Here is a 14816-nt window from a genome sequence, read left to right on the forward strand (position 1 = left end):
CAGAATAAGGCTGTCCTCCTACCGGGTAGACGGCCATATTGACGTAACCGGGAGGGTGATAATGGAAATAGGGAACATAATACATTTTTTCTCATCCCTTCGCAATGATAAAAATATGTTATGCAAGATGATCGGCGAAGGTACTTAGTAATTCCTTTTACAATGAAGTTATCTCTGACTTATAAGATTATTTTCCACACATCCTACTCAATATTTTCTTCTTCTACATATGATAGAAAATAACTATATTCATGAGGAGAAGAAAACTTTGACTACTAATGAGAATCGACCTCCCAAGAGACATCCAAATATACTGATCATGCTTGTCGATGAAGAACGATATCCAAGTGCCTACGAGAATAAAGAACTGTTGGAATGGCGAAAACGCCACTTAAAAACTCATGAGTTGCTGCAGCAAACTGGAATGACTTTTTTGAATCACTATATCGGAAGTACAGCTTGTTCACCGAGCAGGACTACACTATACACCGGTCAATATCCTTCACTTCATGGGGTAACACAAACAACGGGGGCTGCAAAAGGGGCATTTGATCCAGATGTATTTTGGCTGGACCCAAATACAGTTCCAACCATCGGTGATTATTTCCGAACTGCCGGATATCAAACATTTTGGAAAGGCAAATGGCATGCGAGCGATGAAGATCTATTAATCCCGGGTACCCACAATGCATTACTTAGCTATCACCCGCAAACCGGAGCACCTAATCATGATCGGGAAGAACTATACTTGAATGCCGATCGGCTTGATCCTTATGGTTTTAGCGGATGGATAGGACCGGAACCACATGGCTCAAGTCCTCGGAACTCTGCATCTTCTGCGGCCAAAGGTGTGAGCGGACGTGATGTCGTCTACGCCCATGATGTCGTAAAACTGATCGAGGAGCTTGAAGAACAAAGTTGTGAAAATGACCAACCTTGGCTGATTGTCTCCTCATTCGTCAACCCTCATGACATTACCTTATTCGGAGAGTTCACCCGTTTCCTTCCGAACTTCAATTTCGAACTGGATCATACTGTTCCGTTCATCCCAGCCTCACCAACTGCTGATGAAGATTTACTGACTAAACCTTCCGCACAAGCGAGTTACCGTGACGTCTACCAAAAGGCACTCCAACCGACATTGGATTCGCCGTTTTACCGCCAATTGTATTATTCACTTCACAAACAGGTAGACGAAGAGATGTTCAAGGTATACCAAGCATTAAGAAATTCAATCTTTTTTGAAGACACCATCGTTGTGTTCACTGCTGATCACGGAAGTTTGGTCGGATCACATGGCGGATTATTTCAGAAATGGCACAACGCCTACGAAGAAGCCCTACATGTTCCATTAATTATTTCCAACCCTACTCTTTTCACGTCACCTACTAAAACGAATATGCTCACAAGCCATGTAGACATCGTTCCTACTCTTCTACACATCGCAAATATCGATGTTTTGGAAGCTCAAGAACACTTGAAGCAGAATCATACGGAAGTACATCCATTGGTCGGCCGGGATTTGAGTCCGCTACTCCACGGCAAGGCAAACTTCCCCCGAGCCAATGAACCGCTCTATTTCATGACAGATGACGAATTCTCTAAAGGACTTAATCAGTTCACACTTACTGGAAATCCTTATGAGTCCGTCATTCAGCCAAACCACCTCGAATCAGTTATTGTAAAACTTCCGACCGGAAACAACCATGTAATGGAGACTTGGAAATACACCAGATACTTTGATAATCCTCAATTTTGGAGTAATCCAGGTGTTGAAGATATAACTACAGTCCAAAACGGAACCACCCCAGTAACTAATAACAAAACGGCATCCCTTTGTATAACTACAATAAAAACAGTGCCTGTTCCCGATGAATATGAACTCTATAACTTAACGAGAGACCCTTTTGAAGCTATCAATTTGGCCCATCCAGACCATCAGTCGCGTGAATTGAAAATCACGCAGAAGCTGCTCAATCAAATTTTAAATGAACAGCGAGACAAGAAACGCATTACTCCTTCAAACGGCAATAGTTTGGGAATTAAAGATGGAAAGTAAAAAATAACCACTTCTCAAAAATTGAGAAGTGGTATTTGTTCATTCCAATACTAATATTGTCCCTTACTCTTTAAATCTTCCCATTAAAATCGTGCTATAGAACTTACCATCGGAGAGCTTCTTATCTTTCTTTACTATTCCTTCCACTTCAAAGTTGTAGCTTTCATAGAGTTTAATCGCTTTTTCATTCGTTTCTAATACGCTGAGAACCATTTTCCGAATGTCATGGGAATCTGCCCAATTAATCGAGACTTCTAACAAGTTCTTACCGATCGCCAATCCCCAATAATCCTTTAGGACACAGACCCCAAACTCTACCTTATGAGACAATCTCTTTAAATTCGTTCCTTCGCATCTGGAAAATCCGACAATTCTCCCGTCGATTTCAGCAACTAAAAAGAGGTTTTTCGGGTGCTCCGTGTCAGTCTGAATACGTTGTTTAAACCCTTCCTCATCGATGAAACCCTCTCCTCTTTCCCGATCTAAATTCTCGGTCTCTCCATCGATTTGGAGACGGACAGCAGCAAGCTCTTTCGCGTCCTTCTCTTCAGCAGATCGGATGATGTATTGTATACCTTTAACGTTAAAAACTTCTTTTTGACTAAACATAAAAACGCCCCAATCCAAGAGAAATTACATCCTTTTGTCATTGAATCTTACTTTATTCAATAACCCTACTCGGTACCTCTTAAAGATCCAATATACAGCAATATAAATCACAATTGAAGAAACCAATATATTCACTGCCGCTCCCATTAAGAACATGTAACCGCCGTTACGAAAATTCTCAAATCCATCTACCGTATGATTGAGGGCTTCTATATAATCCACTTCTTTAATTTCATCAATCTTTGGCCTTTGACTTAAAAGAAGACTTCCGACTTTATAATTCAAAAGAAAGAGGAATGGCCAAATAAGGGTTCCGATCAGACCTCCAAAGACGGCCGCAAACAGATTCGCCTTGATCAACCTTGCTAAGGCAACTGATAGGACAGGGCCTAATCCGAACGTCGGAAACCAATTAGGCAGAAAACCTATGGTCATACCAGCCGCTATTTGATGTGGACTTCCCTTCAATCGAAATAGACGAAGAAGGGAATATTTAAGTTTGCGTTTGATTTTCATCCAATTGATCCTTTCCAAATCTACTCGTGATCTACTTATAATATTCAAATCTTCCGAGACTTATCTTCCATACTACAGAACTGGGTTGAGAAGTTGAATGCTCACTAACGATTTTTCAGATGAATTTTTCATTAAGATTTCATATATATTGAACCTGATTCCCTTTACCGTGTTACATTGTTTTTAAAAAGTTATGGTGGGTTTATTACAATGATGAATAGGATTCAATGACAATGCCAACGTTAATAGACAGTTGTTAGTAAATTGTTCAATACACGGATGAACGCTCTCCACAACCACTTAAGAGGAGGACAAGCCAATGAGCACACGGGAAAACAATGTACAAAAACGAAAATTGGTCCCCCAAAAAGAACGGATCTGGATAATCGTTGCGCTAATGGTGTCTGATTTCATGTTGTTTTGGGAAATTAATGGACTATTACAACATTCATTAGCCTATCTGCATAGCGAGCAGTTTGAAGATACAATGAAGGATTTTGGTTCAATTGCAAGGATTGCATTATTTTTTGTCCTTACATATTATGTACTTCTTCGACTGATGAAGTTACGTTTTTTAAAAGGGCAGATCAATCTAAAAAAATGGTTGTCCACTCTACTGCGATTTTCCAGACGATGGCATACGCCAATAGCGATACTCGCCATCGCTTTAATTATCTTGCATACTGTAGCAGTCTTCTTGCACGGCTTCGAATTTGATTTTGACAATATAAATGGATTGCTTGCATTGTTCGTCCTGCTGCCTGTTCCGATATCCGGACTATTTCGCTATCAAAGAATGGACAAGAAATGGCATTTACGATCAGGAATTGCCTTTGCCATTCTATTTTTAATTCATTCATTTTTATAAACAACCTGTGTAAATAGAACATCCATATAAATAGCCACCTCTCCAACTTAGGAGAAGTGGCTATTTCATAGTAAATTATTTCAAATTGAATATAGTATCTTTATTTATCTCTTCCCTTTATCATAAATCTCACCTAATGCTTTCGGTGCTCGGTTCGATTTGGAGAAGAAGATCAACAACAATAATGTTAATACATACGGTAAGATCATGAATAAATCAGTGAAACTGCTTGGCAATGCCATTGCCTGAGCTATGAACGTCCCTCCTGATTTGGCAAAACCGAATAACAGACATGCCGCTAAAGTCGGGAGAATCCTCCAGTTGCCGAAGATTAACGCTGCAATCGCCAAGAATCCATACCCCATGTAAATGTTGGAAGAAAATTGAGCGGAAATGGAATAGGCAAAACACATACCAGCGAGACCGGATAAAAGACCTGATATTAGTACGGCAGAAAAACGAATCTTCGCTACATCTACACCTGCTGCATCAACAGATTGTGGATTTTCCCCACTCGCCCTTAAACGCAAACCGAATCTGGTCTTATATAAGACATACCAAGCAAAAATGGCAATCACAACAATGATCACTTGGAACGGATACACATCTGTAAAAATTGCACCAATCACTGGTATATTAGCTAAACCGTCAATCGTAAACCGCTCCGATACACCTAAACGGAACTTGTCCGAAGCCGCTCCGAATACTACCGCATTGATCTGTGTTGTTAAGAAAGTCGTGAGAGCTAACGCCAAAATATTGATGACAACACCGCTGATTACTTGATTGGCCTTAAATTTAATACTTAATACCGCATGAATTACGGAAAATCCCATTCCGCCAATCATCGAAAATAATAACGCTACGTAGAACATATCTTCAATAGCTGCTCCTGAAGCGTTTGCGATTAGCACAGCTGACAGGCCACCGATGAATGCGCCGAATCCTTGAAAGCCTTCAAGTGCTAAGTTGGTAATCCCACTTTTCTCGCTATATATACCGCCTATCGCCATGATAAAAAGAGGCAGAGCAAAGGATAATCCATCAATAATAATCGTATCCATTTATGATTCACTGTCCTTTCGATCCACTTCTTTTTCCTTCAAGCGGCTGACTTTATGCTTCACGTACGCACCACACGCACTAAACAATAAGATGAGCCCGATAATCACAGAAGCGATTTCTTGTCTGATTCCTGCCTGCGAACTCATATACGTGCTTCCTTGGTCAATAATTGATATTAACAAGGACGAGAAAATAATCCCGATTGGATGGGAGTTTCCTAATAGTGCAACCGCAATCGAGTCAAAACCGATACTTGATAAAACTTTTGGTTGGATGGAAGAGAAATAACCTAAATAATACGTCACACCGGCAAGACCAGCTAAACCACCAGAAATGATCATGGCTAACACTGTATTTGTTCCGACCTTGATGCCTGTATATTTTGCAGCATCCCGGTTGGATCCTACTGCTTTAATTTCAAAACCAACCACTGTCTTGTCCATAAGGAACTTAATGAAGATCGCGACTATAATGGCTAAAATGAAGCCCAATGGAATGTCCATTTTCAAGTTTGCCATCTCTACATTCACTAATGTCAGTCGTGCTGCTTCTGAAATATATTTGGATTGTCTTGAAATCGGATCGATATAATACATTTGAATAAAGAAGCTAATCACATATTGGGCAATGTAATTTAACATGATCGTAGATACTACTTCATGAATGTTAAATCTATGTTTTAACCACCCTACTAATCCGCCCATCAAACCGCCGGCAACAAGTCCAATCAGCAATACAAGAGGCTTTGCCATGACAGCATCCAATCCACTGTAACCAACAATGATGGTCGCCAAGAAACCGGAGACCAGCATTTGACCTGAAACCCCAATATTAAATAAGCCCGCTCTAAGAGCAACAGCGACTGCCAAACTGGCAAACACAAGCGGTGTCATAGAATCCAGCAAACTCAAAAAGTCAGTGAGCATGCTCTTATAGCCAGCATAAGAAGCCTTCGGCAAGATTCCTGCCCCTTGGAATAAGTTATAAAACGCTTGAATCGGATTTTTGCCGAGAAGTAGTATGACAATTGCTGCAGCGATGAAACTGATTATTATAGAGGCGACCGGAATTGTGATCGGTTGCCATTTCTCATTCCGTATTGGCCATAACAGACGATAACTTAAGCTACTTTTCTTTTGATCTTTACTCATGCTTAGCCCCCATCATATATTCGCCGATTTCATTGGTCGTTAATGATTCACTTTTTGCGATCTTTTGAAGTTGGCCGTTATAGATCACGCCGATCGTATCCGCTACATTCATAATTTCGTCCAACTCCAACGAAACGAGTAAGATCGCTTTGCCTTGATCGCGCTGTTCGATCATCATTCTATGAATATTTTCTATTGCACCAATATCTACTCCTCGTGTTGGTTGAACGAAAATCATAAGCGGGGATTGCAATTCGATTTCACGGGCAATAATGGCTTTTTGCTGGTTACCGCCACTCATCGAACGGACTTGCGTCTTGTTGCCTTGCCCACTTCGAATATCGTATTGTTCAATCAACTGGCTGCCGAATTGCTCAAATTCGTGTTCTTTCAAGATTCCTTTCGTCGAAAAGGGTTCTTTGTAGTACTGCTTTGAAGCTAAATTCGTGGATAAATCAAAGTCCAAAAACAATCCGAATCTTTGACGGTCTTCTGGTATATAAGAGATACCAGATTCAGTTCTGCTTCTTATGCTGTCATGGGTAATGTCCTTGCCATTAAGCACTATCTTTCCTGCGCTAGCCTTCGTCAATCCGGCAATAGCATCCGCTATTTCGACTTGCCCATTATCCGCGACACCCGCTATCGCAAAGATTTCACCACTGTGTATCGTAAAGGAAACGTCTTTGACTACTTCAAATCCGGCCTCATTTTTCACGGTTAAATGTTCTACTCTCAATACTTCCTCTATAAATTGAGCAGGTACTTTTTCAGATTCAAAATTTACCTCTCGTCCCACCATTAACTGAGCCATAAGCTTGACTGATGTGGTCTTTACATCCAATACGTCTACTAACTTCCCTTTGTTCAATACGGCACATCGATCGGCCACTTTCTTAATTTCTTCTAACTTATGTGTGATTAATATGATTGTTTTTCCGCTATTCCGCAGACCTTCAATAATACCGAGCAAGAAGTCGATTTCTTGTGGCGTTAAGACTGCTGTTGGTTCATCAAAAATGAGGATTTCGGCTTCACGATAAAGCACCTTTAAAATTTCAACACGTTGCTGCATGGAAACCGTCAGATCAGCAACTTTTTTAGTAGGTTCCACTTCTAATCCGAAGTTCTTGGACAATTCTTCAATTTTACGATTGGCATTACGAATATCTACGTATGGAAAAAGACCAGCGAATTTTTTGATCGGCTCGACTCCTAAAGTGATATTCTCTGTAACCGTATAATCCTCAACCAACTTAAAATGTTGATGGACCATTCCGATGTTCAGGTTTGCTGCATGGTTCGGCGAACTGATCTGAACTTTCTCTCCCCGAATATAGATTTCTCCTTCATCGGGTTCGTACATTCCACTTAACATACTCATCAATGTTGATTTACCTGCACCGTTTTCTCCAAGTAAAGCAAAGATTTCTCCTTTTTTAATGCCGATGGAGACGTCATCATTCGCTACGATTCCAGGAAAACGTTTCGTGATGTGTTTCATTTCTACGATATAATCAGACATCCTGTTCTCCTTCCTCACAACCGGAAAAATAATAGAAGTTCATCATTCCCATAGGGAACTGACAAACTTCTATTGTGATTGTGTCTCTAATTTATCTTATAGTCCTGGGAACTCTTCTGGAGTGTGCTCGTTAAAGTTAGATGCAGGTACGATCGTGCCATCTTTCACTAACTCGTACGCTTCATTCAATTTGTTTAGCGTATCGTCAGAAAGTTGGTGACGACCTTCTTCTTTAATGAAACCAGTTGAATCTGTATCCGCATGAAGAACGACATTTCCGCCTTCAAATGTTCCATCAACAACAGAATTCAATGACTTTTCAATGTTCATCGCCATGAATTTCACAGCAGATGTTAACACAATATTTTCAGAACCGTTTGCACCGTCATCATATTGGTCAACGTCCACACCAATTACTTTCACATCGTCCTTCGCTTCTTTGACAGCTGTGAATACACCGTTACCAGTGCCGCCTGCTGCAGGGAAGATGATATCTACACCTTGTTTAATTAGCGCATTTGCAATCACTTTACCAGTTGCCTCATCTGAGAAAGAACCTGCGTAGTTACCACCAACATCAGCACCCGTTACATCAGTTCCTGCATAACCAGACAACTCAACAATTTCAACATCTTTGCCATAAACCTTGTTCGCGTAGTTCACGCCTGATTCGAAACCAAATTGATAGTTAACGTTAGAAGGATAAGCGATCCCATTTACAACCGCTACTTTGTTTGTCTTTGTTTCAAGTGCTGCAGCCATTCCTGCAAAGAAGCCACTTTCTTGTTCAGCGAAATTCATCGCATAGATATTATCGAATTCCGTTTGGCCATCTACAGGAGCTGGCTCAGAGTCATTAATAATAAAGAACTTATCTGGATTTTCTACAGCAAGAGTAGAAACTCCAGCAAATTGGAACCCAGGAGTTACAATAACATCATAATCTGCCACAATATCAGCAACAGCTTGTACACTCGCAGCAGGGTCACCAGATTCTTCTCTAACAGCCTTCACTGTTGCTGTTGGATGGTTTTCAATGAAGCTTAAAATACCATTGTAGTTATCTTCATTGAAGCTGCCATCATCAACGCCGGAAGGGCTTGTGATGATCGCAATTTTCAGTCCTTCTTCATCTGATCCGGACGCAGCATCTGCTTCTTGATCTTTTGCTGAGTCACTTCCGCACGCTGCTAAAAATGCTGTTATGAAAGCAATGATTAACACCATTACATATTTCTTTGAATGATTTTTCAATGTTGTTTCCTCCTGTTGATTTGCTTTTTTGCAAAAATTAAAAGCACCGAGTTTTCACCGGTGCTTGACTGTAGGAAGGTAGACAATGGGGAATTAAAGAAAAATAAAAAAGAATAATCGCCCATGAATATACACAACCTCGTAGTCAAGCCATTTACGGCAGCTTGGTAGAAACTTCTGGGCCATATCCCCAATATTATACGAGAATAATATTTAATTTTTACAAACTCAATTTAACATCAATAATAAGGGCTGTCAACAAAATCCGAATATTTTGTTTGAAATTTAAACAATTGTTCGTGAGTTGTGTGATTAGTGTGTCAATTAGGAATAAAGAATCATATGAAAGACACCAGAGGAACTAATAGAATAAAAAAACCCCTATAAGTTTCTCCACTTATAGGGGACTTGTTGAAACTTTACTATATTAACAAAAATTCCGCATTTCACTCCGCTTATCTTGATACTTATGTGTCAAGGTTTTCTTTTAGTGTTGTCTGTAATCTTACTTCCTAAATATTTTGAAATAAATAACACTCTTCCAATAAAATCTTTCGAATAGATTTTTCTCTTTTGTTATTTTATAACTCATATGAAGCACGCTCTCTTTCACGGAAAGCTTGCCTTTTATAATTCTGAGATATTTTAAGTAATTCGGTTGATACTTTAGGGTACCTAATTCGAACTTTTCTTGCATAATTGTCATATTGAGCTGATAGTGCTGCTTCTTCTCTACCATTAGTTCCCCAATAAACACCTCTGCTATTAAAGATCCCCATTTCAAAACCTATTCCAACATCTTCTGTGTAATACTTTTCAAATACCTTGCACACCGCAATTTGTGGAAATATATCTTCATTTTTAGGAGAATAAGCAAAGCATTCACCCAGAATTTGTCTTCCTATTTTCTCATGTCCAGTTCTATCAATTTCATCTAAAAATATTTTAACCCATGTTTCTAATTTCTCTTCTGATATTTCGTTATTTTCGTCTACGCACGGGCAAAACTTTAGTTTAAATAAGATTTCCCATGCCTGTTTCCCTAACCTTTTTTTCACTTCATCAATATCTTTTTCTTCTTCTTTAGAAGATTTATAAGCAGCTTGGATTAATGAAGCTAACAATTTGGAATCAGTTTTAAGTTCTTCCATTAAATATTTTGGAGGTAGTTGATCAATTATTAAACTAAAGTATGCCCATTCTAAATAACAAATTCTTAAATAGAGATTTCTATCAATATTTGAATTAGTTTCCCTGTAAATGTGTTCAAACACTTCAAGAATTAAATAGCTATTTTGACTGTTTATAGTGAATGTTTCTTGATTTGACAATATTTCTTCTAATAATATTAAATTTTTCTCTATGTCTTTTTCAAAGTATATATCTATCATTCTTAATAGAGCATTTATATTTTTGTACTCTATAAGTTTTGACCATACCTTCTCCTTTACTGAATTATCAACTATATCCCAATGTATTACAAAATCCGTCCAATATTTATCCTGTAATTCTTCTGAATACGTATTTATTATGTCCAACACTTTTTCATCAACGCGTAGAATTTTTAATATAGGAAGCACCAGTTCAGCCTTTCCTTCTAAGTAATCTAATATAGATTTAATTATCTTTTCTCCTTCCTTAATATAAACCTTTTCAACATAAGAAATAAAAAAGAGTTCGGCTGAGTTTGCTAAAGCCTCATCAAAAAAGTTAAAATTCAAATCATAGTTATAAATATCACTAGCTAAAATACTTCCAATAACTTGTTGTGAACGACTTGTTGTATCATGAATTCTTAAAAGCTCAAGCATATTCCAAAAATCCTGTGGTTTTTCAATAATCAACTTTAGTACCTTTATGCGTTCTTCTTTCAATTTTTCTTTTTGCTTTTCCCAGTTAGTTCTTTCGTTTCTATCATATGGAGTCGGATTCAACTCGACTAGCTTTTCATTCGTAAATAAATGCAAATAATTATAAATATCACATTTAAAAGTAATTAGATTAAATAGTTCTTCAATCTTTTTTACATTTTCTTCACTTAAAGCCCAGTCGGAATCCTTAAAAAATCTATGCCTATATATAATATCTCTTACCTTTTCTTTAAATGTATATCTAACTTCATCTATTTCATTATTAGAGAGAGCTTGAACAAATTTCTCTCTTACTAAATCATATAGTCCTAACTCTATAAAGAAACATTTATCGAATAATACACTCCATTTTTCTAAATCGTTATTAGCATTATTAATTGCAATTGAAGTATAAGCCTTATAAGTTTTAAATAATTGATCACTAAATTTTAATTTATATTTAAACTCATATGGTCTATAATCCAAACGAGTCATACTTAAAAACGAGCCGTGGTTACTTCTATCAGGTAGAATTTGCTCCAAAATTCCCCATCCAATTGAGCTAGTTTCAACAATATATTCAACTAAATCAATCTTTTCATCTAAACTGACATTAATCACATGTAACCAACCAGATAAAGCTTGAGATAGTGTGGATAATGGACTATTAGAAAGTTTATAACTCAGGTTCCTTTCTGCAAGTTTAACTAGTATTTGTATGGATTTAGGTGCTATACTTTCTAAGCAAAGTAACTTTTCAAGAGACCACAGAACATGTGTATAATAATTCCTTGCGAAAAAACCATCGGATGTACTTTCAAATAAGTCCCACAGTTTTGATTCTGGATTATTAACTTCCTTTTCTAAAAAATCAACAAAAATTAGCGGAGAGGCTTCTGCCATTAGAGGTAAAAACTCTGCTATTGCAAACCACTGTTTTGAATTCTGCGTTTGTACTAATAGGCCTTGTATAATATTATCTACAAATCTTTGATTATTATTTGTATTAGTATCATTTTCTATTAACGCCAGAGCTACCAGAGATCTAATAATTCCTCTTTTTAGAATGCTAGAGTACTCTATTTTCTCATCAGTTAGTAATCCAGACCGATAATGTTCCTCGACAGGCAAATCAAATATAGCTGGTATTTCACTAAAGACTTCCAATACTAAGCCTTCAAATATCTGTAGCTTTTCTTTTGTAATTTTTGAAAATAAAATCTCCCAACTTTCTTCAATATTTGCTAATTTAAATACATCTTCATAACCAGTGTTGTAGTGTAAAATAAATGGATCTTCGCCATTCGTAATATCTTTAATAGAGTCTATATACTCGTAATAATCCATATTAGTTAATCGTTCTATAAATAATTTATCTTTGGAATTATTTTTCCATGAACCCGCTAATAATGCCGGTAATAAATTTAAATCTGTGTGTTCTTCCCATTTAGGTTTACCATTTTTTCCTTCAAATACTTTTCTTTTGAAAATAGAATATAAACCATTACATTGGCGAACTAACTGGTGCGCCATTGTTGCCTCACCAATTTCATCAGTTAACTTATCACGCATATTATCTAGAGTTCGTTTATTAAGTTTCAAAGGATTTTTATTACCAACAAAATCTTCTTCGCCATACAAAATAATATTTATGTTTCCTTGTATAGGAGTGATTTCATTAGCATTAAAATTTGGTATAATAATTTTACCTTCAGAGCTTTCCCTTAATTGATTCCATTCTTGTAATCCTTCTACTATTAACACCTTAGGGATTAAATGTCTAGTTTTTGTTTTAATAATATAGAAAACATATCCCATAACTTCTTCTTTTGTTTTACCCTGCAAATATATTGTACTTTGAGTATTTAGCATACTTAAAAAATTCTCTTCAAAATCTTTTTCTTCGTAATTGAAAAAATCCAAAGAAATTTTTGGGTTAGTGCATCCCATTAAAAATTCTTCAAAACTATAAATATCCGAAGCTTTCTCAAATAAGGTAAAGCCAATTTCTTCGAAATAATCTTCATATTTCACCAAACTCACCGCTCCAATACGGCTTGCTTCACCATTTTCGGCAACTTGCTCTAACATTACTCCTACTACAAAATTTTTATAAATTATTGGACCACCTGAACATCCTTGGAAATCCTTAATAGAATCTGAATTTACCTTTAAATCAAAGTAACCGTTATCTCCGATTAATTTAAGTTCAATTAGAGTACCTTCATTTTCTCTAACAGCTGGATAACCATAGGTAAAAACATCTGCTTGATCTTCAAAATCATACTTTATACATTCTAACGATTTTGTCTCCCCCATAGGTTCATTAAGCTGCAAAGCAATAATTTCACCTATTTCTTCATTAATAGGTAAAAGAGGTGTTCCGTATCTAATTTCTTTCTTTCCATTGGTATCTTTGAAAATAATCTCAATTAAAATACTATTATCAAATAAATATTCTTTTATTGAGTGAACGGTTGTGATAACTTTATCTTCTGAAATTAGAAATCCTGATGAAACATCTCCATTACATTTTATTTTCGGTATAGATAAATTATCTTTAAATTTCATACTTATCCTCCCTAAAGTTCAATTACTATAGGCATTTCGCCATTACCAGTAATAATTTTATAATTATATTTATTTTGTAACTCAGTACTTTCAAATATGTTTGAAGTTTCAGTCTTATAATTAAAATATAATTGTTTTTCACACATCGGGTTAGCAGCTAACAATTTTATTATAGTCTGAGGATCTGGATGTAGATGTTTAAATCCATTAGTTGAAAATAAATATTTGGTAGATTGTAAATTTGAAGCCAATTCGTAATTTGTGTTTTTTAAACTCCCATGATGTGATACTTTTACTAAATCAAAATTTTCTTCGCCTATTTCTCTTAATTTATCAATAATAATATTTGGATGGGCATCAGCCAAAAACAAGAGTTTTGTTTCATTACTTTTTATTAAAATTGCAATTGAAGAACCATTGTTAACGCTTTCATCAATGGGGAATTCTATTTCAATTGATTCTTCTAATATCTTTGTTCCTTCCTGACTTTGTCTGGAAATGTCACTAACAGTTATATTAGAATCATCCTCATACATCATTTGCATATATTCGTATGCGTCGTCAAATAATTCATTTTTATTAATAGTGAAATTCCATTTCTTCTTTTTTAATTCTTTAACCCACTTTGCCTCTAATTTATTTAATTTGTCCTCATCCGGTGACAATAAATTAATTTTAATTTCATCTATGTATATGGGCTTATTATCTTTGGATACTACAGGACCTCCATTAAATTTACCATTCCAATTATAGTTCCCTTGTAACAACAAGGCTCCTAAAGTAGATCCTTGTTTTGCACTAATTTCGTCTTTAGTTATCTCATCTCGATTATATCTATTTAAATGTGATTTCCCTAAAGCTATCTCCCTTTCTAATAAATCCTTCTCAATTTCTTGTAGTTCGTCTTCATCTTTTTTAAAACTTTGTAAGTGACGATACGCATTAAACCAAACTTCGTCAATTTCAATGAATTTGTTTTTATTATTATCTTCAATAAATTTTATAGCACCTGAGATATGATCAGAATCTATATGAGTAACGATCATTAAATTTATCTTTTCATTACATTCAGCTATTTTCACTAAATCTCTTTTTAAAAAATTTTCGTAAGTGTCTATATATCCGCAATCTATTAATATGTGTTTTTTTTCTATTTCTCCTAAAGAGATTAAGAAACAATCTCCATTCTTTGCCGGGTACATTTTAATTTGGACCATTTATACCTCCACAATTTTATTATAAATTCCTTTGAGTTTTACTATATCTTACCATAATAATCCAATGTTATTTAGCCAATATCTAACCCTCTGTTCGAATAAAAATTAGGACAATAAAATTATTCCAAACT

General features: G+C 36.2%; 10 protein-coding genes and 1 riboswitch. Of the genes, 2 read left to right on the forward strand and 8 right to left on the reverse strand.

Going from position 1 to position 14816, the window contains the following annotated elements:
• The first annotated feature begins 268 nt into the window (after positions 1 to 268).
• Positions 269 to 2059, forward strand: a complete 1791-nt coding sequence (locus ACFOZY_RS04230; protein WP_378152616.1) for a sulfatase-like hydrolase/transferase — start codon at positions 269 to 271, stop codon at positions 2057 to 2059.
• 63 nt (positions 2060 to 2122) lie between these two features.
• Here the strand turns inward: ACFOZY_RS04230 and ACFOZY_RS04235 are convergent, their stop codons facing one another.
• On the reverse strand, positions 2123 to 2668 hold the full coding sequence (locus ACFOZY_RS04235; RefSeq protein WP_378152618.1) for a GNAT family N-acetyltransferase: 546 nt from the start codon (positions 2666 to 2668) through the stop codon (positions 2123 to 2125).
• Between the two features lie 24 nt (positions 2669 to 2692).
• Positions 2693 to 3202, reverse strand: coding sequence for a DUF2062 domain-containing protein (locus ACFOZY_RS04240; RefSeq protein WP_378152620.1), 510 nt, complete (start codon positions 3200 to 3202; stop codon positions 2693 to 2695).
• Between the two features lie 301 nt (positions 3203 to 3503).
• Between ACFOZY_RS04240 and ACFOZY_RS04245 the strand changes: the two genes are divergently transcribed.
• The gene (locus ACFOZY_RS04245) at positions 3504 to 4052 is read left to right on the forward strand and encodes a hypothetical protein (protein WP_378152622.1); all 549 of its coding nucleotides are present in this window, start codon (positions 3504 to 3506) and stop codon (positions 4050 to 4052) included.
• Between the two features lie 104 nt (positions 4053 to 4156).
• Here the strand turns inward: ACFOZY_RS04245 and ACFOZY_RS04250 are convergent, their stop codons facing one another.
• The 6 genes from ACFOZY_RS04250 to ACFOZY_RS04275 form a co-directional block, all read right to left on the reverse strand.
• Positions 4157 to 5116, reverse strand: coding sequence for an ABC transporter permease (locus tag ACFOZY_RS04250; protein WP_378152624.1), 960 nt, complete (start codon positions 5114 to 5116; stop codon positions 4157 to 4159).
• A complete protein-coding gene (locus ACFOZY_RS04255; protein WP_378152626.1) occupies positions 5117 to 6268 on the reverse strand; it encodes an ABC transporter permease in 1152 nt (383 codons plus the stop codon). It abuts the gene before it with no gap.
• Positions 6261 to 7793: an ABC transporter ATP-binding protein gene (locus tag ACFOZY_RS04260; RefSeq protein WP_378152628.1), complete on the reverse strand. Its 1533-nt coding sequence runs from the start codon at positions 7791 to 7793 to the stop codon at positions 6261 to 6263. The genes ACFOZY_RS04255 and ACFOZY_RS04260 overlap by 8 nt, the downstream gene beginning before the upstream one ends.
• 96 nt (positions 7794 to 7889) lie before the next feature.
• A complete protein-coding gene (locus ACFOZY_RS04265; protein ID WP_378152630.1) occupies positions 7890 to 9047 on the reverse strand; it encodes a BMP family lipoprotein in 1158 nt (385 codons plus the stop codon).
• 122 nt (positions 9048 to 9169) lie between these two features.
• A riboswitch (purine riboswitch) is annotated at positions 9170 to 9271 on the reverse strand.
• Between the two features lie 357 nt (positions 9272 to 9628).
• On the reverse strand, positions 9629 to 13468 hold the full coding sequence (locus ACFOZY_RS04270; RefSeq protein ID WP_378152632.1) for a hypothetical protein: 3840 nt from the start codon (positions 13466 to 13468) through the stop codon (positions 9629 to 9631).
• Positions 13469 to 13479: 11 nt separating this feature from the next.
• Positions 13480 to 14685, reverse strand: coding sequence for an MBL fold metallo-hydrolase (locus ACFOZY_RS04275; RefSeq protein WP_378152634.1), 1206 nt, complete (start codon positions 14683 to 14685; stop codon positions 13480 to 13482).
• Positions 14686 to 14816: the final 131 nt, after the last annotated feature.

The organism is Chungangia koreensis (assembly GCF_042651785.1).
Taxonomy (GTDB): domain Bacteria; phylum Bacillota; class Bacilli; order Bacillales_A; family Planococcaceae; genus Chungangia; species Chungangia koreensis.